The organism is Acinetobacter sp. FDAARGOS_558 (assembly GCF_003937785.1).
Taxonomy (GTDB): domain Bacteria; phylum Pseudomonadota; class Gammaproteobacteria; order Pseudomonadales; family Moraxellaceae; genus Acinetobacter; species Acinetobacter baumannii.
Window position 1 is genome coordinate 2,485,279 of sequence record NZ_RKJH01000001.1, and the last position, 25,807, is coordinate 2,511,085.

General features: G+C 41.6%; 19 protein-coding genes and 2 tRNA genes. 17 read left to right on the forward strand and 4 right to left on the reverse strand.

Features of this window, described 5'->3' with window-relative positions:
- Positions 1–11 precede the first annotated feature (11 nt).
- The 4 genes from EGT34_RS11960 to EGT34_RS11975 all read left to right on the forward strand — a co-directional run bounded on the left by EGT34_RS11960 (position 12) and on the right by EGT34_RS11975 (position 4,444).
- Positions 12–1,139, forward strand: a complete 1,128-nt coding sequence (locus tag EGT34_RS11960) for an acyl-CoA dehydrogenase family protein (protein WP_024437052.1) — start codon at positions 12–14, stop codon at positions 1,137–1,139.
- 21 nt (positions 1,140–1,160) lie between these two features.
- Entirely contained in the window at positions 1,161–1,934 is a 774-nt protein-coding gene (locus EGT34_RS11965; RefSeq protein ID WP_001198689.1) for an enoyl-CoA hydratase, read from the forward strand.
- Between the two features lie 12 nt (positions 1,935–1,946).
- The gene (locus EGT34_RS11970) at positions 1,947–2,972 is read left to right on the forward strand and encodes an enoyl-CoA hydratase/isomerase family protein (protein ID WP_001091032.1); all 1,026 of its coding nucleotides are present in this window, start codon (positions 1,947–1,949) and stop codon (positions 2,970–2,972) included.
- Between the two features lie 119 nt (positions 2,973–3,091).
- Positions 3,092–4,444 (forward strand): MFS transporter, encoded by a 1,353-nt coding sequence (locus EGT34_RS11975; protein WP_001193289.1) that lies wholly within the window; start codon positions 3,092–3,094, stop codon positions 4,442–4,444.
- A gap of 55 nt (positions 4,445–4,499) precedes the next feature.
- Here the strand turns inward: EGT34_RS11975 and abaI are convergent, their stop codons facing one another.
- On the reverse strand, positions 4,500–5,066 hold the full coding sequence (gene abaI, locus EGT34_RS11980; RefSeq protein WP_000387874.1) for an acyl-homoserine-lactone synthase AbaI: 567 nt from the start codon (positions 5,064–5,066) through the stop codon (positions 4,500–4,502).
- 63 nt (positions 5,067–5,129) lie between these two features.
- Positions 5,130–5,546 carry a DUF4902 domain-containing protein gene (locus tag EGT34_RS11985; protein ID WP_060454585.1) on the reverse strand — a complete coding sequence of 139 codons (417 nt, stop codon included), beginning with the start codon at positions 5,544–5,546 and terminating at the stop codon, positions 5,130–5,132.
- Between the two features lie 760 nt (positions 5,547–6,306).
- On the opposite strand from EGT34_RS11985, the gene abaR reads away from it, so the two are divergent.
- The 9 genes from abaR to EGT34_RS12030 all read left to right on the forward strand — a co-directional run bounded on the left by abaR (position 6,307) and on the right by EGT34_RS12030 (position 23,193).
- The gene (abaR, locus tag EGT34_RS11990; RefSeq protein ID WP_000446782.1) at positions 6,307–7,023 is read left to right on the forward strand and encodes a LuxR family transcriptional regulator AbaR; all 717 of its coding nucleotides are present in this window, start codon (positions 6,307–6,309) and stop codon (positions 7,021–7,023) included.
- A 622-nt stretch (positions 7,024–7,645) separates the two neighbouring features.
- Positions 7,646–9,535: a fatty acyl-AMP ligase gene (locus EGT34_RS11995; protein ID WP_024437318.1), complete on the forward strand. Its 1,890-nt coding sequence runs from the start codon at positions 7,646–7,648 to the stop codon at positions 9,533–9,535.
- Positions 9,536–9,585: 50 nt separating this feature from the next.
- Entirely contained in the window at positions 9,586–11,361 is a 1,776-nt protein-coding gene (locus EGT34_RS12000; RefSeq protein ID WP_085947910.1) for an acyl-CoA dehydrogenase, read from the forward strand.
- Positions 11,358–11,618, forward strand: a complete 261-nt coding sequence (locus EGT34_RS12005) for an acyl carrier protein (protein ID WP_001030690.1) — start codon at positions 11,358–11,360, stop codon at positions 11,616–11,618. The genes EGT34_RS12000 and EGT34_RS12005 overlap by 4 nt, the downstream gene beginning before the upstream one ends.
- Positions 11,615–15,574, forward strand: a complete 3,960-nt coding sequence (locus EGT34_RS12010) for a non-ribosomal peptide synthetase (protein WP_001060979.1) — start codon at positions 11,615–11,617, stop codon at positions 15,572–15,574. Before EGT34_RS12005 ends, EGT34_RS12010 begins: the two co-directional genes overlap by 4 nt.
- Positions 15,575–15,598: 24 nt before the next feature.
- Positions 15,599–19,249 carry an outer membrane lipoprotein-sorting protein gene (locus EGT34_RS12015; protein ID WP_024437319.1) on the forward strand — a complete coding sequence of 1,217 codons (3,651 nt, stop codon included), beginning with the start codon at positions 15,599–15,601 and terminating at the stop codon, positions 19,247–19,249.
- Entirely contained in the window at positions 19,246–20,520 is a 1,275-nt protein-coding gene (locus EGT34_RS12020) for a DUF1302 family protein (RefSeq protein WP_000191722.1), read from the forward strand. The genes EGT34_RS12015 and EGT34_RS12020 overlap by 4 nt, the downstream gene beginning before the upstream one ends.
- 53 nt (positions 20,521–20,573) lie before the next feature.
- Positions 20,574–22,439, forward strand: coding sequence for an alpha/beta fold hydrolase (locus EGT34_RS12025; protein WP_024437320.1), 1,866 nt, complete (start codon positions 20,574–20,576; stop codon positions 22,437–22,439).
- Positions 22,432–23,193: a 4'-phosphopantetheinyl transferase family protein gene (locus EGT34_RS12030; RefSeq protein WP_001279797.1), complete on the forward strand. Its 762-nt coding sequence runs from the start codon at positions 22,432–22,434 to the stop codon at positions 23,191–23,193. The genes EGT34_RS12025 and EGT34_RS12030 overlap by 8 nt, the downstream gene beginning before the upstream one ends.
- 98 nt (positions 23,194–23,291) lie before the next feature.
- Here the strand turns inward: EGT34_RS12030 and EGT34_RS12035 are convergent.
- A tRNA-Gly gene (locus EGT34_RS12035) sits at positions 23,292–23,367 on the reverse strand.
- A gap of 45 nt (positions 23,368–23,412) precedes the next feature.
- Positions 23,413–23,488 (reverse strand) — tRNA-Gly (locus EGT34_RS12040).
- Positions 23,489–23,718: 230 nt separating this feature from the next.
- On the opposite strand from EGT34_RS12040, the gene EGT34_RS12045 reads away from it, so the two are divergent.
- The 4 genes from EGT34_RS12045 to EGT34_RS12060 all read left to right on the forward strand — a co-directional run bounded on the left by EGT34_RS12045 (position 23,719) and on the right by EGT34_RS12060 (position 25,747).
- Positions 23,719–24,027 (forward strand): BolA family protein, encoded by a 309-nt coding sequence (locus tag EGT34_RS12045; RefSeq protein WP_024437321.1) that lies wholly within the window; start codon positions 23,719–23,721, stop codon positions 24,025–24,027.
- A gap of 11 nt (positions 24,028–24,038) precedes the next feature.
- Positions 24,039–24,431 (forward strand): SirB2 family protein, encoded by a 393-nt coding sequence (locus EGT34_RS12050; RefSeq protein WP_000338675.1) that lies wholly within the window; start codon positions 24,039–24,041, stop codon positions 24,429–24,431.
- Positions 24,432–24,507: 76 nt separating this feature from the next.
- On the forward strand, positions 24,508–25,350 hold the full coding sequence (locus EGT34_RS12055) for a ParA family protein (protein ID WP_000957990.1): 843 nt from the start codon (positions 24,508–24,510) through the stop codon (positions 25,348–25,350).
- Between the two features lie 10 nt (positions 25,351–25,360).
- Positions 25,361–25,747: a hypothetical protein gene (locus EGT34_RS12060; protein WP_000677528.1), complete on the forward strand. Its 387-nt coding sequence runs from the start codon at positions 25,361–25,363 to the stop codon at positions 25,745–25,747.
- Positions 25,748–25,807: the final 60 nt, after the last annotated feature.

Consider the following 25,807-nt stretch of genomic DNA (forward strand, 5'->3'; position numbering starts at 1 on the left):
AGGAAATAATAATGCAATTTACCGAAGAACAATTACTCATTCGTGATATGGCGAAAAGTTTCGCCCAAGAACAAATCAAGCCTAATGCCAGTGATTGGGATCGAGATGGAACTTTTCCAAAAGAAACTCTGACTCAAATGGGACAACTCGGTTTTATGGGAATGCTTGTTTCAGAGGAATGGGGTGGTTCAGACACGGGTAACTTAGCCTATGTACTGGCACTCGAGGAAGTTGCAGCAGCGGATGGTGCAACCTCGACCATTATGAGTGTACATAACTCGGTTGGTTGTGTGCCTATTTTAAAATTTGGGACTGACGAGCAAAAAGAGCGCTTTTTAAAACCTTTGGCACAAGGTGAAATGATTGGAGCTTTTGCCTTAACCGAACCGCATACTGGCTCAGATGCAGCAGCCATCAAGACCCGTGCGGTAAAAGATGGTGACGATTACATTTTAAATGGTGCCAAGCAGTTTATTACCTCGGGTAATAATGCCGGCGTCATTATCGTGTTTGCTGTGACCGATCCGAGCGCAGGTAAAAAGGGCATTAGTGCCTTTTTAGTTCCACGCGAGACACCGGGTTATGAAGTGATTCGTGTTGAAGAAAAACTAGGTCTGCATGCTTCAGATACGTGTCAGATTGCTCTAACAGATGTACGCATTCACAAAAGCCTCATGCTAGGCAAAGAGGGCGAAGGCTTAAAAATCGCTCTCGCCAATTTAGAAGGTGGGCGTATTGGTATTGCTGCACAAGCAGTTGGTCTAGCACGTGCGGCGCTCGAAGAAGCAACTCGTTATGCCAAAGAGCGTATTACTTTTGGCAAACCAATTTTTGAGCATCAAACCATCGCATTTCGTCTTGCTAGCATGGCAACCGAAATTGAAGCAACGAGACAACTGGTTCACTATGCTGCACGTCTCAAAGAAGCAGGCCAACCGTGTCTCAACGAAGCCTCAATGGCCAAGTTATTTGCTTCAGAAATGACGGAACGTGTGTGCTCAAGTGCCTTACAAGTGTTTGGTGGCTATGGTTATCTCAGAGACTTCCCAATTGAACGTATTTACCGTGATGCGCGTATTTGTCAAATTTACGAAGGCACAAGTGATATCCAACGTTTAGTGATTGCACGTAGTCTATAAAATCAGAACAAGGAATAAATAATGCAGTGGCAAAGTATTTTATTAGAAAAGCGTAATGGGGTTGGATTGATTACATTAAATCGCCCTCAAGCGCTCAATGCCTTAAATAGTGAATTAATTAGTGAAATTAATCAGGCATTAGATCAACTCGAAAAAGATCGCGAAATTGGCTGTATCGTATTGGCAGGCTCTGAAAAAGCTTTTGCCGCAGGGGCCGACATTAAAGAAATGGCCGATTTGGCATTTCCCGATATTTATTTAGATGACTTTTTTCATCTTGCAGACCGTATTGCACAGCGCCGTAAACCTTTAATTGCTGCGGTGAGTGGCTATGCATTGGGTGGTGGCTGTGAATTAGCACTCATGTGTGACTTTATTTATTCTGCTGATAACGCCAAGTTTGGTTTACCCGAAGTCACTTTAGGGGTAATTCCGGGTATTGGTGGGACACAGCGTTTAACCCATGCCATTGGTAAAGCTAAAGCAATGGAAATGTGCCTTACCGCTCGTCAAATGGGTGCAGTAGAGGCAGAACAAAGTGGTTTGGTTGCACGTGTGTTTAGTAAAGAAGAATTACTTGAACAAACCTTGCAAGCCGCTGAAAAAATCGCAGCACGGTCTTTAACTGCAAACATGATGCTCAAAGAAACCATTAATCGAGCTTTTGAGGTGAATCTCACCGAAGGTTTACGTTTTGAACGCCGCATGTTCCACTCCATTTTTGCAACTGCGGACCAAAAAGAAGGCATGCAGGCATTTGTTGAAAAACGGCAGGCAAATTTTAAAAATCAGTAAGAGATCAATAAAATGAATACAGAAAATCACTTAATGATTGAGCGACAAGGTAAGCTTGGCGTGATCACCTTAGATCGTGTGACTCATCTCAATGCATTGTCGCTAGATATGATTGAAGGAATTGGCGCCCAATTGGAGTTGTGGCGAAATGATGCTGCTGTTCAGGCGATCTTAATCAAATCAAATAGCCCAAAAGCCTTCTGTGCAGGTGGCGATATTCGCTATCTCTACGACAGTTATAAAAATGGCACAGCCGATTACAAAGGCTACTTTAGTGCCGAATATAAAATGCTCAATACACTGCGCGAATATGAAAAGCCAATCATCGTTGTGCTTGATGGCTATGTATTAGGTGGTGGTTTTGGCTTGGCTCAGGCGTGTCACATTGTGGTAAGCAGTGAAAAGTCCAGATTTGCCATGCCTGAAACAGCGATTGGTTTTTTCCCGGACGTTGGCGCAACTCATTTCCTGTCTCGTCTTGATGATATTGGCGTTTATATGGCAATTACGGGTGAGCAGATCAGCAGTAGCGATGCGCTCTATCTCGACTTAATTGACTACCATATGCCAAGCGATCAGTTACAAGCTTTACAAGACGCTCTCGTTGAAGCGCCAAGTTTAAGCAAAGAGGGAATTGAACACATCATTACCCGATTTATTACTCGTCCTGCCGAAAGTGAGCTTAAACAACTTGCCGAAGGCATCCGTAAACATTTTGGATTTCAGCATTTAGATGAGATCGAACAAAGCCTTGAAAATGAACAGGATGAAAACTTAAAAACTTGGGCGAGTAAGATGCTTAGTATTTTGCAGCAGCGTTCATTTATTGCCAAACAAACCAGCTTGAAACTGCAACATTTAGGCCGTGGACTTTCACTACAGCAGTGTATGCAGCTTGAGCGTGATTTACAGGATATCTGGTTTGAGCATGGTGACTTTATTGAGGGCGTTCGTGCGCTCATTGTTGATAAAGATAAACAACCACGGTGGCAAGAACGTAATCCTGAGTTGGAACAAATTTTAGAAAAACTAAGCTAAACCATTTTTCAAACACATAAAAAGCTTAAGGAGATCAAGCGAGACCTGAACATGCTTATGGTCAGGACAGATCATAAGCATAAAAAGACAAAACAAGAAAATCTAAAAAGGACATTACGATGCAAACAATACATGGAAACGGTTCACACCCTAAAAAGTCGTCACATCGATTAGCAGGCATCTCTAGCATGGTCGGCACCACGATTGAGTGGTATGACTTTTTTGTTTATGGTGCAGCAGCAGCCCTCATTTTTAACAAGCTATTTTTCCCAAATCTGGACCCACTTACAGGTGTGCTTGCAGCATTTGCAACCTATGCTGTTGGGTTTATTGGGCGGCCTTTAGGGGGGTTAGTCTTTGGCCATTTCGGTGACAAGATTGGCCGTAAGTCAATGTTGTTGCTAACGCTGATGCTCATGGGAATTCCAACCGTACTGATTGGCCTCTTACCGACTTACGAATCAATTGGATATTGGGCTGCAATTGGCTTGGTGATCTTGCGATTTATTCAAGGTATGGCCATGGGCGGTGAGTGGGGCGGTGCCGTGCTTATGGCAGTAGAACATGCACCTGAAGGTGGTAAAGGGTTCTGGGGAAGTTTACCTCAAGCCAGTACCGGTGGGGGCTTAATGCTCGCCTCAATCGCACTAGGACTGGTATCGTTATTACCTGAGCAAGCATTGTTTAGCTGGGGCTGGCGATTACCATTTCTTGCTAGCATTATTTTACTGGCAGTGGGTTGGTATATTCGTGTAAAAGTGCCTGAGTCACCAGACTTTGAAAAAGTAAAACAACAGTCCGAAGAAGTCAAAGTTCCGGCTTTTCAGGTTTTTAAAAACCATCCAAAACAACTTATCACCATTATTTTGGCTCGCGCTGCCGAAAATGCATGGTTCTATATTGCTTCAACCTTTACGTTAGCTTACACCACCACACAATTAGGTATTCCACGACAAGACATTTTGTTTGCCACTATTTGCGGTGCAGCCGTGATTTTATTTATGACACCGTTATGCGGACATTTGTCCGATAAAGTCGGTCAACGCAATATGTTTATGTTTGGTCTATGTGTATTGGCACTTTATTCTTATCCATTTTTTAGCATGCTCAATACCAAAGATCCGGTACTGGTCTGGACGGCAATTGTTTTGGCAATTGGTGTGGTGTTCCCGATTATGTATGCGCCACAAGCTCAGCTTTTTGCGCGTCAATTTCCTGCTGAAATTCGTTATAGCGGTATTTCGATTTCGGTACAGTTGGCAGGTGTACTAGGTGGTGGTTTAGCCCCTATGATTGCCACTAAACTGCTCAGTATTGGGCAAGGCAATCCATATTTAATTATGTTTTATATCGGAAGTATGGCTGTAGTTGCGATTATATCGACATCATTTATGCCGCGCGATTGGAGCTATAAAAAGGATGAGACTTATTATAAGAAAGCAAACTTAAATCTAAAAACCAAGATTGATTGATATGTAAAAATTAGGACTTATGCCCCACGGATAGGCATGAGTCCTATATAAGAAATTAGATATCAATCAAGCATGCAAACATCGAATATCCATCAATCGTCATTGGTGGACCTGCACGATGGGCACGAAAACCCGCAGCACGTAATAAACGTTCTACTCCAAGAGGAGAAGTCGTAATGAGTTGTTTTGCGCCTTGTTCTCTTGCAAAGTTGATTGCTTCTTGCAGAATTGCAATTGAGACAGGTGATGACACAGCCTGACTGGTAGAGGAAGGTGGATTTGAAAAATCTACGGCTGAAAACCTTGATAATTCCCAAATTTCTGGTGAGCAGGGAATAGGCATTCCATTGAGAAGTTGGGGAAATATTTCCCCGAGTAAATAGGGTTGTGTGGTGGGTAGTAGTCTGGCACAACCAATGATATTGGATTCTCTGTCTTGAGCCACGACATAGGCTGTATCGACTTTATCAAATTGATCTAGTTCTTCATTGTTTGGACAGTTCAACTCCCAACCCAAATATTCAACAAATACCCTGTAGCGGTAACTTTTAAATTTGGTATATAGGCCTTCTGAAAAATTGTTTTGAAATCCAGCAATAATATTCATTACAAGTGCTTCCACTTATTTTTCAAGTGACTTTACTGAACAGCTGGAAAGGCGGTAACTGTAAGAATTTACAGGTTTCTAAGAGAAGGTTTGACTTAATGAAGACTTGGTTAAGGACGTATTGATTTGGGCATAAATTAACGGTTCCCAGAATAAAGTATCTATTTTTTTCTCGAGTAATGTTTCATTAATATCAAATCCGATATCCATACCAGATACATCAACAATCATGATATTGCTTCGAGGTAACCCCACTCGTTTTACGGTAGTGATGCCATTATTCTCAATGAGTTCCCAATCCCATCCGGTACTTAAAGCTGGAGTTTGTGAAGTTGCCCATTCAGTAAAACCATAATAGAAAATTTGAGACGCTTCAGTATGTCTAGATTCAACGGTAGAGATGATATGTTGGAGAGGATAACTCATGAGTTGGTTTTCGTTCATTCGAATAAAACCATCTGTTGAGATAGAGAAATGAGGGGGTATGCTAACCATGCTACCTGCTTAAGTACCCTAAATTAAGATTTAATGAATAAATAACATAAATTTTTGCCAATAAAATACTGTTATATTTAACAGGTTAACTGTAATTTGTTAGCACATCTTTAAGCTCTTCTTATTAGAGAGATTTTCGGGTAAAAAGTTATTTTTTTTAAAGAGAATCCTTCGATGGAGCTTATTAGATAGTCAATATTGCTACTACTTAAATACTAATTATAAGTATGAGGATTTTTACTTTAATTGATTGGTTTTTAAAGTATTATAATTATTTTTAGTTTTTATATATAAAAACTAAGAAAATTGGAGATATCGAATAATTGATAGACAATATTATTTAATTAAATTAATAAAAGCATACTATAAAGATTAAGTAGTCGACCTCTTTATAAATTAAAAAAATATATATTTTGGAATAAAATGCATCGTGTAAATTTTAATTTTTAAAGCATAATCTGCGCATGAAATATAACAACCTTGAAAGCTTTCAGACATCTAGTTTATCTGAATAATTTGCAACCATTCCGGGCTTAAAAGTGTTGTTAATTGGATGATGAATTCAAAATCTTTAATTGAGAGCTCTAATAGAAGAGTAGGCACCGAAAATATATTCAGCGACTTCAGAATCTTTTAGATTTTTGAAGGACTTTATGGAAATTACGGTAAAAGATTAGACCTACACTTCAATTTGATTGCTTGGATTCACAATATGCAACCGAATAAAAAATAGTCTGTGAATGGAGTCTAATGAGAGCAAATGGAAAGTTGGCAAGAGGATTTATTATCAGCATTTTTGGTGGTAAAAAATGAATACCAGTTGTTTGAGATCGTTAAATCTACCGCATCAAGGCTCGGATTTGACTATTGCGCTTATGGTATGCAATCACCCTTATCTATTGCTGAACCAAAAACAATTATGTTGAATAATTATCCAGAAGCATGGCAGAAACGTTATGTGGAACGGCAATATGTGAAGATAGATCCAACTGTGCAGCATTGTATGGTATCACTTCAACCTCTTGTTTGGTCGAGTCAATCTGCAAAGTCACAGGCAGAAAAAGATTTTTGGGAGGAAGCGCGTTCTTATGGTTTAAATGTCGGTTGGGCTCAGTCAAGCCGTGATTTTATTGGGACCCGAGGAATGCTAACACTGGCAAGATCCAACGACCAGTTATCAGAAAAAGAGCAAAAAGCACAATATACGAATATGTACTGGTTGACTCAAACAGTGCATTCCAGCATTGCTAAAATAGTAAATGATGTAGAGTTTGCTAAATTCAATCTTTATTTAACGAACAGGGAAAAAGAGGCGCTACGTTGGACTGCCGAAGGCAAAACGTCAGCAGAAATAGCTCAGATTCTTGGAGTAACTGAAAGAACCGTAAATTTCCATCTCAGTAACTCCATGCAAAAGTTAAATGTAAATAATAAAATTTCAGCAGCTATTCGAGCTGTAATGCTAGGGCTTTTGTAGAGATTATAAATAAAATAGGAATTTAATATTAAAATTAAAAGAAATAAGTAATTTTAAGATTTATATGATTGATTTACATTAGTTAAATAATTTAAATTTAAGGAAATATAATAAATTAATTTTTAATATTAAAATAAAATATCTATTTACTTATTTCTAAGCTATATCCTTAAATATTTATATTTTATATATGCCTATATAAATATAATAATTTGATTTTTAATTTATATTGTTTTATAAAGTTTTTGAAATTATTTAATCTAGATTTAAAAATAATAAGAAAGAAACTGTTTAAGAGTAAAAAACCTTCAAAATCTTGGCTTATACGTATCTAAATTAGGAATAGATGAGGCATTAATTTAAAATAATGATAAGAAATTAAAAATATATAACTGAACAAAAAATGATTCATATAAAGGATTTAGCTTCTTAATTTTCGATAAGAGACCACTAACCTGTAAACACTTACAGGTGTAATAATTAACACTCACACATAAAATATAATGTGAATTTATATTTTAAATAAAAAGTATATTTATTCTTTTATTAAGAAACCTAGCAAGAAATGTCGTTTCTGAATTAGCAGATTTTAAAGGTTAATTATAATTAATCGGAGTAAGTTATGGCTGTAATGTGTACGGATAATATCATTGCAACTTTGGAATCCCACGCAAAATTAAATGGAAATAAGATCGCTTTTGAGTATTTGGGACGCCAGTCTGGTGGTATTCAATCTCTGACATATTCAGATTTGAATGAGCGAGTTCAACATCAAGCCCAAATATTAATGAATATTGTAGACAGTGGTGACCGTGCCGTATTGCTGTTCGAACCTGGGTTGGACTTTATCGTATCGTTCTTTGCCTGTTTGAAAGCTAAAATTATTGCAGTACCAGTCAGCTTACCGTTTAACCGTAATGGTTTTTCTAATATTTTGAATATTATGAATGACTGTGAGCCTAAGATTGTACTCACAACAAAAAAGATTCTTGAGCTCGCAGGTCTTATCACACTAAAAGCTCAAAATGAAAATTTGATATTACATGCTGTTGATGCCGAATTGCAGCGTGACTTGGTGGAAAAAGATTTTCCGCTTATTACTGAAAAAGATATCTGCTTCCTTCAATATACTTCAGGCTCAACAGGCTGGCCTAAAGGCGTAATTGTCACTCATAAAAATATTATGGCCAATGAAGTCATGATTGCCGAAGCTTTTGGTACACAACCAGAAGATGTTGGCCTGACGTGGCTGCCTGTTTACCACGATATGGGGTTGATCGGCTCGGTTTTGCAAACCGTATATGTGGGACTGACTTGTTATGTCATGTCGCCGCTGGACTTCATTCGAAAACCTATTAAATGGCTACAATTTATTAGTGAAAAAGGCGTCACGATTAGTGGTGGGCCAAATTTTGCCTATGAATTGTGCCTACATCGCATCACTGATGAGCAGGCTGCATCGCTTGATCTAAGCCGTGTGCGTGTGCTGTTTAATGGTGCCGAGCCGATCAAGGCCCATGTCATGCAACGCTTCATGGAGAAGTTCAATACACTATCGAAGCTCCGACTAGATACTTTCTTGCCATGTTATGGCTTGGCAGAAGTGACGCTCTTAGTCAGTGGCGTAACTGGTCCTCTCAATGCAATTTCACTTGATCGTGACCAGTTAAATGCCCATTTGGTACAGACCAGCCAAGATCAGACAGCCGTACAAGTAGTGAGCTGTGGCAAGATCTCGAAACATATTGATTGTCGTATCGTTAATCCTCATACCCGTAAAGAGGTAGCGGCTCACGAAGTCGGTGAAATCTGGCTAGCAGGTGAGAGTGTCACTGCGGGTTACTGGCAAAAGCCGGAAGTTAATCAGGAAACCTTTGAAGCAACGATCCTTGATGAGGCGGGACAACCTAGCCAAGTACACTACTTAAGAACGGGTGATATGGGCTTTATCAAAAACGGAGACCTTTATATAACCGGCCGCCTTAAGGATGTGATTATCATTCGTGGCAAAAACTATTATCCGCAAGATATCGAGTGCTCTGTTGAAATGGCACATCCTGCTGTTCGTAAAGGTTGTGTCGCAGCAGTGAACTTTGCTGATTCTGAAGGGGTTACGGTTGTACTTGAGATTAAGAAAAAGTCCTTAGATAAAACACTTAATTTTGAAACCATCAGAACTCAAGTTAAAGAACAAGTGGCGGCTGATATTGGTTTGCCTGTAGACGGTGTCTATTTACTGCACCAAGGCCGAATAAATAAGACCACTAGCGGCAAAATTAGAAGAAGAAAAATTAAAGAGCAGATCGAACGCGGTCAACTGGTCTGTTTAACCCATCCAAACCGTAGAACGGTGATTGCTCGAAACTATGTCAAGAACGGCTTAGACGTCATCCGTGATCGTGAGCAGCGGGGGCAGCTGATTCGTTATAGCTCCAATCTACTCAACTCAATGATCAAGGAACGTGAAGTACGCACGCTGATTTTTAATCGTCTGAAAAGTGCTTTGTTTTAACCCTTATCTTTTAAATCCTTGAGTGAAAATCCATGTCACTTACATCCAATTTGCGGCAGTTTCAATCTGCCGCTCGTCTGGAGCAAATTTTAGGCTCCGTACATGATACTAATAATGATTTTTCTTGGTCCGCAGCTATCGAGCGTGATGAGAAAGAGCAATATCCACAGCGAGCTGTTGATTTTCTGAATGCGGTGGGTATGAACCGTTTCTATGTGCCTTCAGAGCTTGGAGGCCGTATGGAAATTGGTGAAGAGTTGTTATATCTGCATCGTGTGTTGGCACGACGCGATCTGACCATCAATTCGACCTATAGCACGAATGCTTGGTCTGTGATCGTATGGATCGGTGGTAATGAGAGCCAATGCCAAAACATCGCTAACCGAATTTTAAGTGGTGCTGCTCCAGCGCTGGCTTATAGTGAGAAAGCGCATGGTGCTGACCTGTTATCTAGTGAAGTGACTGCGCAACCTTCCGACAGTAAGTACGTCTTAAATGGCGAGAAATGGTCGATCAATCGCGCCACTCTAGGTGACTCTTTAAGTCTAATCGCTAAAACGTCAAATGATCGTGGACCCCGTAGCCTGAGTGCATTCTGGCTCGATAAGCGTCATATGGCTTCTAAAGGTACGTATAGCCTGAACCGCCTGCCAACAGTGGGCATGCGTGGTTTAGATATCAGCGGTATTGGTTTTAATAACGCTGAAATTCATAAAGATGCCCTGATCGGTGAAGAAGGCCAGGGGTTAGAACTTGGACTCAAAACTCTACAGGTAACGCGTGCATATTGCAGTAGTTTCTCTCTAGGTGCCGGCGATACGATGCTACGCATCGCAACCGAGTTTGCGATTGAACGCGAGTTATATAACAAAAAAGTAATAAGCATACCGTTGGTACGTGAGCAACTCGCTACAGCTTATGCCTACCTTTTAGCAGCGGAGGTGTTATCACTTGTTGGTGCGCGAGGGTTACACGTTTGTATCAATCAGTTCAGTACATGGTCACCAATCGTCAAGGTACTGGTGCCTGAATATGTAGAGTCGCTTGCCAAAATCACATCCTCAGTGCTTGGGTCACGTTTTTTCTTAAGAAATGCATATGCAGATGGAATGTTTCAGAAAGCATTCAGGGACCATCTGATTGTCAGTGTGTTTGACGGTAGTAGCACCGTCTGCCTAGACAGTCTGAGTTTTCAGCTCAAATCTGCCAATAAAGGGCGCAGCAAAAAAGCCGACCATCTCAATCAAGCTGAAGCGAAAGCACGCTATCGCCAGTTATATGACTTACAGGTAGAGACAGGTGCTATTGATTTCCGTGAGCTTGAGATTTTCAACCGAGATGGTGACTTGGTGATGGAGTCACTCGAAACAATCATCGAAATGCTCAACGACTCTAATGTCACAGTTGGGTTGTCTGCTGAGACGCTAGCTACGCTACATGAGCGAGCAAACCAGCTTCTTGTTGAACAGCGTTCATTGGATCAAAAAATTCAGGACTACTTTTCAAATTCTGAGCAAAGCAAGGAGTTTGAAACGATGCGCTTCAGTCTCGCCCGTGACTACGCCGAGTTATTCGCTCGTATTGCTGTGTTGGGTTTCTGGGTTTTTAACCGCCATGGTTTAAGGCCTGCTTTACAGGATGGTGCATGGCTGATCATTTTCTTAAATGCTGCTGAAGGGCAGACAGCTCCTCCTATGACGTCACTACGTGAAAGCACATTGGCAGATCTGCTGGACCGAATTTCAACCAATCACATGTTATCTGTCATCGATTTTGCACTGGCACCGCGTGATGCCAAACCGGTTAAAAAGGAGATTACCCCATGAATAAAGATAAAGCTTACTGGAGCGCAATCATTCGTACGCTAGTCGCTAAAGAGATGCGCGTAGAGCCTGAGACGATTGATCCAGATCAAAAATTTACCAGTTATGGTCTTGATTCGATTGTTGCTTTGTCTGTGTCTGGGGATTTAGAAGATCTGACGAAATTAGAACTTGAGCCAACACTATTATGGGATTACCCAACAATCAATGCGTTGGCTGAATATCTTGTTTCTGAGTTGCAGCAGGGAGTTGCTTCATGAACAACCTTGCACGACTAGAACCGGAAGTTCTGTCGCGTCATGCGATTTCTGCAGAGCAGCTTGGCATTTGGTATATCCAGCGTCTTGAGCCAACTTGCAGTGCCTACAATATGGTGGTGGCCTTTGATGTGAAGGTTAACCAACCATTAGGTAACAAGCCAATAGAAATACTAGAAGCGGTAATGCATGATTATCCGCTACTGCGCGTAAGCATGCCAGCCAATGATCAGGGAATTGAGCAACTCATCTGGGATCGCGTGTATCCGAATATCATCTTTTCTGATGCTCGTCATATTGAAGCTTCTGAATTGACGCAATTGGTTGAGCAAGACGCCAAGCAGCCGTTTGACCTGACTCAGCCACCGTTATGGCGTATTCATTGTTATGAACGCGGTCAAAATCATTATGTGATCGCATTTGTGATTCATCATGCGCTCATGGATTTTTGGTCAATTGGTCTATTGCTGCGAGACGTTAGCAAACGTTTTGGACTCGTTGCAGAGTCGGATGCAGTGAACGGAATCGAATTTGCACAGTATGCCGATAAGCAGCAGAGCAGCGTGATTGATGATACTGATGAGAGCTTAATTTTCTGGAAAAATGCACTGAAGCATGCACCGCATGTGCATAGCATTCCGCTTGATTACCCACGTCCAGCTGTACAGCAACATAAAGGCAGTTCACTGGTTTTCCGTGTGCCTGAGTCAGTGTCATCTGGTCTTGTAAACTTGGCAAAAGATTATGAGATCACGTTGTTCGGGCTTGTGCTATCTGGCTTTTATATTTTGCTGCACAAACTATCTAATGAAAATAATCTAGTGATTGCTACGCCCGTAGCAGGACGACTTGAACGTTCTTTACGTAATGCATTGGGTCAGTTTGTCAACACGATTGCTATTCACATAGACATCGATGCTGATCAGACTTTACGTCAATTTACGCAGCAGGTTCAGGAACAATTAAGACAGAGCCTTAAGCATCAAAAAGTTGCCTTTTCTAGAGTAGTTGAGGCGGTTTCACCAAAGCGTGATGGCAGTATTAATCCATTGGCTCAGATAGGAGTGTTCTGGGAACGTTTGGGCGGTATGGATGAGTTTAAAGAACTACTCCTACCAATCCAGACTCCGGCCACTTTGGTTGGACAAGATTTGACGTTAGGAAGTTTTCCGGTTCGCCAGCAAGAAGGGCAGTTGGATATTACGCTGGAAATGGGCGGTGAATATCAAGGTGAACTCGTTGGCGTATTGAAATACAACACTGATCTATTTTCTGCACAGTCTGCCGAGAATATGGTGCAACTGCTGCAAGCTGTACTATCAGAGATGGTGGCTCACCCTGAACGTAAGATCGTTGAGTTAGATATCGCACCTGATTATAAAGATGGCATTCAGTTTGAGGCCCTCCGTGGAAAGGTGACTGATTATGCTCAGCATGATCTACTTGGAATGATTCTAAAGCAGATAGAAGAGCGTGGTGACAATCATGCTTTGACCTCAAAGGATCATGCGGTTAGCTACTGTGAGTTAGGTCAACATATTGCTGGTATTGCTGAATATTTGCGTGCACACGGTATTACTCAAGGTGATCGTGTAGGTCTAATGTTAGACCGCACGGCGTTATTGCCAGCAGCAATCCTTGGGATCTGGGCGGCAGGGGCAGCTTATGTGCCACTGGATCCTAATTTCCCAACTGAACGTCTACAGAACATCATTGAAGATGCCGAACCTAAAGTCATCTTGACTCAAACCGAGTTGATGGATGCTCTTAACGTTTCTGTGTCATGCTTAGATATCAATCAAGCTGGTGTTGTGGCACTTGAACAGGTGCGCGAGACGCTTGCCTTTGGCGACATTGCTTATGTGATGTACACATCAGGCTCGACAGGTAAGCCTAAAGGTGTCCGTATTGGGCATCCTTCAATTATCAATTTCTTGCTATCCATGAATGATAGATTGCAAGTAACTGCTGATACTCAGCTATTAGCAATCACTACTTATGCCTTTGATATTTCAATTCTTGAATTACTCATTCCGCTAATGTACGGCGGTGTGGTCCATGTTTGCCCACGTGAGGTATCACAAGATGGCAATCAATTGGTGGATTATCTAAATGCCAAGTCTATCAATATCCTGCAGGCAACACCGGCTACTTGGAAAATGCTTTTAGACAGCGAATGGAGCGGCAATGCGGGATTGACAGCACTCTGTGGAGGCGAAGCGCTAGATACTATTCTGGCAGAAAAACTACTCGGTAAAGTCGGTTGTCTATGGAATGTCTATGGTCCGACCGAAACTACAGTGTGGTCTAGTGCGGCTCGTATCACTGATGCAAAGTATATTGATTTAGGTGAACCACTGGCGAACACTCAGCTTTATGTCCTTGATGAGCAGCAGCGTTTAGTTCCACCAGGTGTTATGGGTGAGCTTTGGATTGGCGGTGATGGTCTGGCAGTTGATTACTGGCATCGACCTGAACTGACAAATGCACAATTTAGAACATTGCCATCTCTACCAAATGCCGGTCGACTCTACCGTACAGGGGATAAAGTCTGCCTGCGTACAGATGGACGCTTGACTCATCACGGACGTCTGGATTTTCAGGTCAAGATTCGTGGGTTCCGTATCGAACTAGGTGAAATCGAGAATGTTCTCAAACAAATCGACGGTATTACAGATGCAGTAGTGCTGGTTAAGTCCACAGCTGACAACGACCAGAAATTGGTGGCGTATGTAACTGGACAAGAGCTTGATATTGCTAGTTTGAAAAAGACCATGCAAATCCATCTTCCAGCTTATATGGTGCCAAGTGCTTTTATCCGATTGGATGAGTTTCCAATGACGGCCAACAATAAGTTGGATCGTAAGGCATTTCCTGAGCCGATCTTTGAGCAGAGCAATGATTATGTTGCACCGCGTGATCCGATTGAAATCGAACTGTGTACTACCTTTGAGCAGATCTTGTCGGTCAAGCGAGTTGGTATACATGATGATTTCTTTGAATTAGGTGGGCATTCACTATTAGCTGTGAAGCTTGTCAATCATCTCAAAAAGGCTTTCGGTACCGAACTGTCAGTTGCTTTGTTGGCACAGTACTCCACTGTGGAACGTCTGGGTGAGATCATTCGTGAAAATAAAGAAATTAAACCATCCATCGTAATTGAGCTGCGCCGTGGAACCTATGAACAACCGCTATGGCTGTTCCATCCGATTGGTGGCAGTACCTTCTGTTATATGGAGCTTTCGCGGCATCTCAATCCGAACCGTACACTACGTGCTATTCAGTCTCCTGGACTGATTGAAGCCGATGCTGCGGAAGTGGCGATTGAAGAAATGGCGACGCTCTATATTGCTGAAATGCAAAAGATGCAGCCTCAAGGACCTTATTTCCTCGGTGGTTGGTGTTTCGGTGGGGCGATTGCATATGAGATCAGTCGTCAGTTGCGTCAAATGGGGCAACAGGTCACAGGTATTGTCATGATCGATACCCGTGCTCCAATTCCAGAGAATGTGCCTGAAGATGCCGACGATGCCATGCTTTTGTCTTGGTTCGCCCGTGATTTGGCTGCACCTTATGGCAAAAAGTTGACGATCCCAGCGCAATATTTGCGTGAGTTGAGTCCAGATCAAATGTTTGATCATGTACTTAAAGAAGCTAAAGCCATTAATGTTCTGCCTCTCGATGCAGACCCATCAGATTTCCGACTTTACTTTGATACTTATTTGGCGAATGGCATCGCACTCCAGACCTATTTCCCAGAATCTGAAGATTTTCCAATCCTTTTGGTCAAGGCCAAAGATGAGCAGGAAGACTTTGGAGAAAGTCTAGGTTGGGATCAACTAGTCAAAGACACGTTGACACAAGTCGATTTGCCTGGTGACCACTCATCAATTATGTACGCTGAGAATGTCGTGGCTGTAGCCCAGACAATTGATCAGATGTACCCAATTCCTACATAAGAAATATAAGAAGGTAGAACAACTATGGTGACCATAGAACATGCTTTCCTCATACCGGCCGAGATTGACAAGGTTTTCACTTACCTTGCAAACCCGGCCAATGATGCAGGTTGGCAATTGTCGTGTAAGCATTCTGAATTGCTAGACAGTAATCCGCGTGTGGGTAGTAAGTACGAAATCGGTTTTAGCTTTATTGGTCGTGAAATGTCCTTTAAAGGTGAAATTACACATCTAGTACCGAACGAATTGTATGCGTTTAAAGTAGTGGAGGGACCCTTTCACTACACAGGTACTTACCGTTTCAAACCACATCCGGAAGGTACATGGATTGAATGGGTGTTTGAAGCAGAGCCAGGTAGTTTTTTTGGTGTATTGCCGCCAGCACTGCTAAAAAAGATGGTGCTCGCCCAGTTCAAAAAAGATGTCGACAATCTTCAAGCATTGGCTCAAAAGGGTGAAGCCTATGAGTCAGTTGGCAATGAAAATAAACCAACTCACGAGGCCAATAAACCACCTCGTAAGACTCAACAAATGATGGAGAAATACGCGCGTTGGATTCTTAGTCATCGCCGTATTGTCTTGACTGTAGTGATGCTCTTAACACTTGCTCTGGCATATCTTGCATCTGGCGTAAAAATTATTATTGACCCAGATGCACTTGCACCTAAAGGGCATCCTTACATCACCTCGACCAAGCTGATTGAAAAGAAATTCGGCTCCAAATATATGGTCGTGATTGGTATTACTCCAAAGCAGGGTGATATTTATCAGCCGCAAGTATTGGAGAAAGTCAAACGCATTACCGAAGAAGTTGATAATGCACCGGGCGTGGTCCGTTCCACGATGATGAGTCTGGCTGCACGTCAGGCAAAAGGTATCGAGGCGAATGCAGAAGGGTTCGATGCCAAGAAACTATTGCCGAGTAGTTCAGTCACTCAAGAAGATATCGATCACCTGAAAAAACTACTGGCACTGAATCCAACCTATATGAATTCAGTGGTATCTAAAGATCAACGAACTGCTGCGATTTTGCTTGAGCTTGAGGAAAGTCCAGAGGGCTTCCAAAAGATGATGGGCCCGATCAACAAAATCGTAGAGAGTGAACAATCTAAAGATATGACCATCAGTGTCGGTGGCAATCCTGTGTATCTGGATAAAGCTGAAGACTACTCTAAGCGTATCAATATCTTGTTCCCGATTGCCGTCTTAGTGATTGGTTTATTGCACTTTGAAGCATTCCGCAGTAAGCAAGGTTTGATTCTGCCACTCGTTACAGCTTTGTTGGCTGTGGCATGGGGTATGGGCATGATGGGCTTGTTCAAACAGCCAATGGATATCTTTAACTCACCTACACCAATTCTGATTCTAGCGATTGCAGCAGGGCACGCCGTGCAGTTGCTCAAGCGCTACTATGAAGATTTTGATCGCCTGATTGCTCAAGGGATGGAGCCTAAAGCTGCCAATAGCGAAGCTGTAGTGCAGTCTTTGGTTCGTGTTGGTCCGGTTATGGTGTTGGCTGGTGGTATTGCAGCGGCTGGATTCTTCTCTCTGTTGACCTTCAACATTCCAACGATTCGTTCATTTGGTATTTTTACAGGAATTGGGATCATCAGTACGCTGGTGATTGAGATGACTTTTATTCCGGCACTCCGCTCAATGTTGCCACCACCTTCGGTTGTGAAGGTCAAACGCAAAGGCTTGCCAATTTGGGATTGGATTCCAAACCGTATTGGTGATGTCATTTTGTCAGTTCGTCCACGAATGATGTTAATGACTGCGATTGCGGCAATGGGCATCTTCCTTGCTATTGGCACGAGCCGCATTGTGGTGGATAACGATAGCCGTAATTTCTTCTCTCGTGACTTACCAATGCAACAAGATGACAGATTCTTGAATCAGTCTCTCGGTGGCACAAACAGCCTTTATATTATGGTTGATACGAAGGTTCGTGATGGTATTGAAAATCCTGAAATCTTAAAAGCGATTGATAATACTGAAAAGTTCGCGAACTCAATTCCAGAGGTCGGTAAAACCATCTCTATCGTGGACTATATCAAACGAATGAATCAGGCAATGAATGCTGATCAGCCACAAGCATTTCAGGTTCCTGGAACCAAAGATGTCGTTGCTCAGTATCTGCTGCTGTATTCAATGTCTGGTGAGCCGACGGATTTTGATTCATACATTGATACCACTCAACGCTATGCCAAGATCACGATTCTTCTGAAAACTGGCAGTAATCATCGCATTAAAGAAATCCTTGAGTCGCTAAAAACGTATATGGCGGGTCAATTGGGCGACAAGGCTGTAGTGAGTTTTGGTGGTGATGTAACGCAGACCATTGCTTTGACTGAAACGATGGTTCACGGCAAGCTCATGAACATTCTACAAATTTCATTTGCCGTATTCTTTATTTCAGCATTGGTTTTCCGTTCGATTTCAGCTGGACTGATTGTTCTGACTCCACTTCTGTTCTCAATTCTTGCCATCTTTGGCGTGATGGGCTGGCTCGATATTCCGCTCAATATTCCGAACTCTCTCATCTCGGCCATGGCTGTAGGTATTGGTGCGGATTATGCCATTTACTTCCTCTACCGCTTGCGTGAAATCTTGCGCGAAGAAGGCGGCGATATCAAAGACGCTATTCGTAAAACTTTAAGTACTGCTGGTAAGGCTTCTCTTTTTGTCGCGACTGCGGTTGCCGGTGGGTATGGCGTATTGTCCTTATCACAAGGCTTCCACGTTCATCAATGGCTCGCGATGTTTATTGTGATTGCGATGCTTTTCAGTGTATTTGCAACCTTAATTATGGTACCTACAATGATTCTAATATTAAAACCTCGTTTTATCTTTTCTTCAAAGAAGAAGAGCATTCCTGTTGCACAAACTGTGGTGACAAGCCTTTTGTTAGGTACGGCGCTTACAATGTCGATGCCTAAAACATCTCATGCAGATGAAGTTCAAGATATTGTTAATCGTAGTGATGATGCCTCTAAGTTCTTGTCTTCAACAGCTAGCGCCAAATTTATTTTGACCTCTAAAAATGGCGAGCAACGTGTACGTTTAACTAAAAATATGACCAAGCTTGCTGGAAATACTCAGAACAACATGCGTTTGACTGAGTTTATCTCGCCAGCAGATGTCCAAGGAACCACGACGCTGTTAATTGAAAATGCAAAAGGCAGCGATAGTATGTTTGTCTATTTGCCTGCATTGAAAAAAGTACGCCGTCTTGCATCAGCGAATAAGGGTGATGCTTTTATTGGTACGGACTTTAGTTATGGTGATGTCCTTGGCTATAAGCTCAGTGACTGGAAATACACGAAACTTGCAGATGGCAAATTTAATGGCAAAGATTGCTACATGATTGAAGCAACGCCAATCAATAATACGGTGAAGAGTGACTTTGGTTATAGCAAACGTCGTATGTGCATACTCAAAGACAACTTTGTTACAGCAACCATCGACATTTGGGATACAGCAGGCAAACCATTAAAACATATTGAATTCACCGATATCCGTCCTTACGGCAAAGTGAAACCAAGATGGCAAGCCATGAAATCTATGGCGAAGAATCTGCAAACTCAACATATGACGCAAGTGATCGTCAATGATTTTGCGGCAGAAAAAACCTTGTCCGATAAGCTTTTCTCACCGCAGAGTCTTGAGAAATGACGCAAGGTGCCTATTGGGTATTTGTATGCTGCAGTAGCTTTATGCTACTGCAGCATACTTATGCAGATGACAGCGAAATGAGTTTTGTGAGCCAAAACTCAGCTAGACTCGATGTGTGGTCATCAGATCGTGATTTAAGTTCGTTAAAAAACATTGGGCAAGCAAGTTTCTGGTCCAATGGTACACTCAAATTTAACCCTGCATTTAAGCTGCATTACGACATAGTGGTTTCAGACGAAACAGACCACACTGTAAACCCAGATCAGGTGAGTAAGGTAAATCGTAACTTACGTGAGTTGTATGCGTCATATAATTGGGACCAGACCGTCTATGTCGATGTTGGCCGTCAGATTGTCGTCTGGGGGAGAGCGGATGGAATTAACCCAACGGATAACCTATCGCCCCGTGACTATACGCGTCTAGTACCAGATGAGACAGATCAACGTCTAGGAAATGATGCAATCAAATTGACTTATATTCCTGAATCTGGAACCAATAAATGGACGGCATTGTGGTATCCGCGTAGTCGTTCAGATGTGATTCCATTGCGTCAGATTGCTGGTGTTCAGTATGACATAGACCGTAAGAGCCGTCCTGCATTTGCAATGCGTTGGGATTATTCCGTAGATGGTCTAGATGTAGGGGCATCGTATTTCTCAGGTTTAGATCATATGCCTGATCTGTCAGTTCTTTCAGCGTCTCCAACAGGGGAGGCCACATTGCAACTGAAAAATAATCCTATGTCTGTCTATGGATTTGATTTCAGTTATAACCATAACGATATCGTATGGCGTGGTGAAGCAGCATATACCCACACTGACTCGAATGGTAGTGAAGATCTTACCCATAAGAAAAATAATTTAACTGTAGTTATGGGGCCGGAATGGTCATTAAAAAATTCTACGCTGAGTTTAGTAGGCGTGTACAAGCATACAGAAGACTTTAAATCTGCCGATAGCCTAACAAATCCATCATTGAGTACAGTCTACCGTTATCAGCAAACAATCAGCGATCAATATGAGCAAGATCAGTATGGAGCTATGCTGCGTTATGCGTTTAACCTATTGAATGACAATTTAAAGTTAGAGTTTACAGGATTCTATTTTGCACCAGAGCCTAATGAATTGTTGAGAGTACGTATTAACTACAACCTCAATGATCACTGGCAGTTAAATGCAGGTGGAGATCGCTTCTGGGGCAGAAATGATACGGTACTAGGACAATTTAGAGATAACAGTCTGGTGTATGCCCAGGTTCGATATAACTTTTAAGATAACTCGCTTCAAAACAATGCTGGAGTGCCCAGCACCTAATAAGGTGATTTATGGATAATTTAAATAACGCAAAAAAAGATAATTTTTCACGGAAGACCATATTAGTAACAGGTGCAGCAGGTTTTATTGGCAGCAGATTGATCGTTGAACTTCTGCGTGAAGGTCATCAGGTGATTGCTGCGCTGCGTAATGCCGCAACCAAGAAAGATAAGCTATTAGGTTTCATTGCAACAGAAGGACTGGTCGATCCGTCTATTTCGTTTGTCGAATATGATTTAAGCCGCGATTTTAAGCTGGACTCTCTATTATCGGACGCCCAGACAAAAATCCATGTAATTTATCATCTCGCAGCATCATTTAATTGGGGCATTAGCAAAGCTGAAGCTGAGCGTACCAATATTAAGTCAGGGCTGGCGTTGATTGAATGGGCTGCAACATTGAAGCAGCTTGAGCGATTTATCTGGATTGGCGGGTATCGTGTGGCTGCGCCGCCGCAAGAATCGGCTGATGAGTTGTATTGCAAACATGGTGGTTATGAGGCTTCAAAAATTCTAGGGCATCAAGCTTTCATTGAGGCCTGTAAGCGTTTAAATGTGCCATGGACTGCAATAAATCCGGCGACAGTCATTGATGGTTTTTATAATTATGGCGATATGCAATATATTGGTATTGCGGACATGATTGATAAGCTCTATCAGGGACGTTTACTGGCATTACCAGGTGGTCGTGACACATTCCTCCCTCTATGCAATATGCAGTATATTGTGAGCTTTCTGATCCGAACGATATCTTATCCTGAGACCATTGCTCAGGAGTATATGCTGCTTGATCCTGCGACACCCAAATTTCATCGCCTAGTTCACCTAGCTGCTGAGCATTTGGGAGTTAGCTCACCACATTTACAAATACCTAAAGTTTTGCTCGAGAAATTACCAGAGGTATTACTTGACGGTTCTAAAGAGCAACTTTCTTTCATTTCTACCGAGCATTACCATGTTGCTGGGGCAGAGGCGATGGCGGCGAAGATGGGCATCGCAGACCTGATCAGTATCATGCCTTATTTTTCTCGCTGGATTGATCGCTTGGTGTTTACACGTTTTGGTCGTATGCAAGTACCAACACCTAATTCTTTTAGCTATCAGAACCGATATTGGACAGAAATCTATACTAAACAGCCAGTTGGATCAGAAAAAGCTTCTGCATTATTTTTACACGGCATTCCATTTGATAGTGCATGTTGGTCTCCAATCATCAATAAAATTACTTATGATCAGGTCGCTATGATGGACTTACCGGGACTTGGGCGTTCAGGTAGTTATGAAATGATGGAAGATAATAACCCTCAATTTATTGATACTGCTGCAGAGCTTTTGGTACCAAATAGTGTGGTGATTGCCCACTCATTAGGATGTCTTTTTGCATTAAATCTTGCAAAGAAATATCCAGATAAAGTTGCACGCCTTATCCTTATATCGCCTTATTTTATTCAGGCACAGGCTGCAAGAATGTTTCAGATACAAGCGATATCTAAACTCATTTTCCGTTTTGTGCCGAAAGATGTGATTGCTAAAGATTTACATCCAGAGGGGCAACAAAATCTGTCAGTGAGATATGCGATGGATTCACTACGCCGCATGTCAGTGTCTAAGCATATTAGTGAGTACATGCACCACATTAATTTGCCGCAGCAGCGCGCAGCACAGACAGCTTTGCTTTCTGAGCTTCGATCTAAAATCGAGATTATTGTGGGAGAGAAAGATCCAACTGTTACTCCAATCAGTCCTGAGATTCCTGTACATATCATCGCTGGCGCAGGTCATAATCCACACGTTACCCATGTAGAAGCGGTTTATGATTACCTTACACCGGTTCTGACAAAGTACATCAGCACTACAGCACAGCTTAGTGATGTCTGATATAGCCCAAGTACAGGTTTATGTTTGCCCAGTTTCACGGGTACCAGATAACCATCTCATATTGAGTCATTATCTCCGCTTTCTCAATGCGGCAGAAAAGCTGAGATATGATCAATATCATTCTCATGCTGCACGACTTTTCTTAATTTCTCGTGTGTTAATGAAGTCTGTTTTATCAGATAAGTTGGGTATCTTGCCTCATGAGGTCATCATTCAATTACAACCTAACGGCAAACCTTTTGTACGAGGCAATAAGGCTATTTATTTTAATCTTAGTCACTCTGCGGACCTTATTGTCTTTGCTGTGACAGAAAAAGGAGAAATAGGAGTCGATGTCGAAAGAATGAACCATGAGTTCGAATGGAGGCGTGTCGATAGCGTGTTAGCGCCAAGTGAAATTGAATGGATTCAGCAAAATGAATGGACTAATCCAACTAGTGTATATCAACGTTTTTTTCAAATATGGACCTTAAAAGAATCCTATATTAAATGTACTGGTGAAGGAATGAGCCGTCATTTAAAGAAGCTCAACTTTCATGTATCTCCTGAACATATACAATTTTGCGATTTAACCAATAATGATGTTCAAAGAACTGAGCAGTATCATTTTAAAAGTTATATCTATAATTATAGTTTTATCTTTTCCCTATGTTTACAGCAGAGTCATTGCCTAGAAAGCTTTAATATAGATTGTTTTCAATTATTACCTTATATATCTACACATCGAATAACTCTAGAACCTTGCGAACAATAACTAACTTAAATCACTGCAATGAGCGATTTTGAAATTCTAAATATATAAACAGATCAAAAGAAAAAGGCACTTACCTTTCGATAAGTGCCTTTTGAATTTGGAGCGGGAAACGAGACTCGAACTCGCGACCCCAACCTTGGCAAGGTTATGCTCTACCAACTGAGCTATTCCCGCATGTATGAGCAGTTTTTACTAAAACTTTCTCAAAAAAAACCAATCTGGAGCGGGAAACGAGACTCGAACTCGCGACCCCAACCTTGGCAAGGTTATGCTCTACCAACTGAGCTATTCCCGCGTGCCGCTTATAATACATTAAGCAAAACAAGGGTCAACAACTTTATGCAAATAATTATGCTGATTGCATAAAATAAAAACAGAAATGAGCATTTAGAGTTATTTTTATTGATAAGTTGCCGAATAAATAGACATTTTGTTTGAAGTCAAAGCGTACAAGAGCAACTTTTGTTTGTGTGTAGACAGGGTATACTAGGTCTAAATATACGAATAATCGTAAAAGGAAAAGCTATGAGCCTTGAACAACAGTTGATTGAACGGTTACAGACCCTTGCACCTAGCCATTTAGAAGTCATTAATGAGTCTGCCGGCCACGGTGGTTATTTTCCTGTTAAAGAATCCCACTTTAAAGTGATTGTGGTGAGTGAAGAATTTAACGGCTTGCGTTTGGTTCAGCGTCATCAAAAAGTTTATGCCTTGGCTTCTGATTTAATGAATCCAGGACAAATTCATGCTTTAGCAATCCACGCTTATTTACCAAGTGAGTGGCAAGGCCAAGCGCCAGCGAGTCCAGAATGTGCACATGCACCTAAAAGCTAAGGGCTTAGTTTATGGATGCACATTTACTCACTAAAATTATCCATATGACTGCGGTAGCAGCCGCACTTATGGTTTTTGTATTACGCGCTTCAACACTATTTATTGGTGTACAAGGTGAACAACCTAACCCAGCAGGGCGTAAAGCTTTAGTTGCTTTACAGCATTTGTCATTTACCGTGGTTTTCATTACCGGAGCAATTTTACTGGTGATGAAGAACTTTCAGGTACAGCCATGGTTCTACGCTAAAATTATCTTATTTTTAGTGCTCTTATCATCTTTAATGAAAGCCTTTAAAAAGGATGACACTATTTTGCTAGCTCAGCGCCGTGCGGGTTTGGTCATTAGTGCAATCGCATTTGTTGCCATTATTATTCTGGTGATAGTGAAACCTGTTTTTGCTTAATTGTTCTACATTCTTTGCCTTTTTGCGTAAGCTCTAGGTTAAACTGCATACAGTAAAAAAATATGTAGAGGGAAACATGCTAACTCGTGTGGTGTTTAACCAAAAAGGCGGTGTAGGGAAATCAAGTATTACTGTAAATTTGGCTGCCATTAGTGCCAAACATGGCTTAAGGACCTTGGTTATCGATCTTGATCCTCAAGCCAACTCAAGCCAATACCTTTTAGGTGAAGAAGCAACATACGCTGCTGATAAAGCAGTTTTAGAACCAAATATTGAAAACTTCTTTGAAGATGTGTTGGGAAATAATCAACAAAAAGGTTTAATTGGGAACGCACTGGGCTCAATTCTAAAAGCTCCACGCAACAAAGATCTCGACAGTTTTGTACACTCTACATCCTTTGCAAAATTAGATGTGCTTCCGGCTAGCCCTACGCTCGGTGCTCTTGAGCATGCACTTGAAAGCAAACATAAAATTTATAAATTGCGTGACTCTATTCAAAGCTTGGTTGGGCGCTATGACCGCATTTATATTGACACACCTCCAGCCTTTAACTTTTTCACATTGTCTGCATTAATTGCAGCAGATAAGGTCCTGATTCCTTTCGACTGTGATGTCTTTTCAAAGCGTGCTTTACAAACATTGATTGAAAATGTTCTCGAAACGCAAGATGATCATAATGATCGCTTGGAAATTGAAGGAATTGTGGTGAATCAGTTCCAGTCCCAAGCAAAACTACCTCGGGAAGTGGTTCAACAGTTAAAAGATGAAGGGTTACCCGTGCTCAATAGCATGTTACCGCCTTCGATTTTGATGAAAGAATCACATCAGAAAAATTTACCTTTGGCTCACTTAGCGCCAGAACACAAATTGACTCAGTCTTATGAGGCATTGTTCAGCGAAATTGAACCAAAACGATAAGAGAAAAATGATGAAAGGCTTATATATTGTGCCTTTGGCAGCGGCCATTTTACTATTGAGCGCTTGTGCTACAACGGTAAAACCGACTTATGTGTCTCCGACGCAGTATCAATCTTTGAGTTGCCAGCAACTACAAAGTGAATATAACCGTATTCAACAATATATCGACAATGGTGTACAGACACCAAAAAGTACAGGTATGGGTGTTGGACTTGGGCTTGGCGGTGGCTGGGGACGAGGCGGTTGGGGATTCGGCCCATCCATCTCTGTCAATATGGGACAATCTTCTTCAACCAAAAACACGGAACTTTCACGTGTATTAGGTCAACAAGAAGCCATTGTTCAGGCTGCTCAGTTTAAGAATTGTCCAATTATTGTTCGGAAAAAGACGAATTAATCATCGGTTTTGCATCACAATATGCTAACTAATTGCATATTGTGATGAATAAAGTTTAGC

Bases quoted from the DNA above. Each gene is read 5' to 3' on its own strand.
- EGT34_RS12005 (WP_001030690.1), top strand. From the start codon at position 11,358: ATGAATAAAGATAAAGCTTACTGGAGCGCAATCATTCGTACGCTAGTC.
- EGT34_RS12010 (WP_001060979.1), top strand. From the start codon at position 11,615: ATGAACAACCTTGCACGACTAGAACCGGAAGTTCTGTCGCGTCATGCG.
- EGT34_RS11970 (WP_001091032.1), top strand. From the start codon at position 1,947: ATGAATACAGAAAATCACTTAATGATTGAGCGACAAGGTAAGCTTGGC.
- EGT34_RS11975 (WP_001193289.1), top strand. From the start codon at position 3,092: ATGCAAACAATACATGGAAACGGTTCACACCCTAAAAAGTCGTCACAT.
- EGT34_RS12020 (WP_000191722.1), top strand. From the start codon at position 19,246: ATGACGCAAGGTGCCTATTGGGTATTTGTATGCTGCAGTAGCTTTATG.
- EGT34_RS12060 (WP_000677528.1), top strand. From the start codon at position 25,361: ATGAAAGGCTTATATATTGTGCCTTTGGCAGCGGCCATTTTACTATTG.
- EGT34_RS12015 (WP_024437319.1), top strand. From the start codon at position 15,599: ATGGTGACCATAGAACATGCTTTCCTCATACCGGCCGAGATTGACAAG.
- EGT34_RS11960 (WP_024437052.1), top strand. From the start codon at position 12: ATGCAATTTACCGAAGAACAATTACTCATTCGTGATATGGCGAAAAGT.
- EGT34_RS12025 (WP_024437320.1), top strand. From the start codon at position 20,574: ATGGATAATTTAAATAACGCAAAAAAAGATAATTTTTCACGGAAGACC.
- abaR (WP_000446782.1), top strand. From the start codon at position 6,307: ATGGAAAGTTGGCAAGAGGATTTATTATCAGCATTTTTGGTGGTAAAA.
- EGT34_RS12045 (WP_024437321.1), top strand. From the start codon at position 23,719: ATGAGCCTTGAACAACAGTTGATTGAACGGTTACAGACCCTTGCACCT.
- EGT34_RS11985 (WP_060454585.1), bottom strand. From the start codon at position 5,546: ATGGTTAGCATACCCCCTCATTTCTCTATCTCAACAGATGGTTTTATT.
- EGT34_RS11965 (WP_001198689.1), top strand. From the start codon at position 1,161: ATGCAGTGGCAAAGTATTTTATTAGAAAAGCGTAATGGGGTTGGATTG.
- EGT34_RS11995 (WP_024437318.1), top strand. From the start codon at position 7,646: ATGGCTGTAATGTGTACGGATAATATCATTGCAACTTTGGAATCCCAC.
- EGT34_RS12030 (WP_001279797.1), top strand. From the start codon at position 22,432: ATGTCTGATATAGCCCAAGTACAGGTTTATGTTTGCCCAGTTTCACGG.
- EGT34_RS12055 (WP_000957990.1), top strand. From the start codon at position 24,508: ATGCTAACTCGTGTGGTGTTTAACCAAAAAGGCGGTGTAGGGAAATCA.
- EGT34_RS12050 (WP_000338675.1), top strand. From the start codon at position 24,039: ATGGATGCACATTTACTCACTAAAATTATCCATATGACTGCGGTAGCA.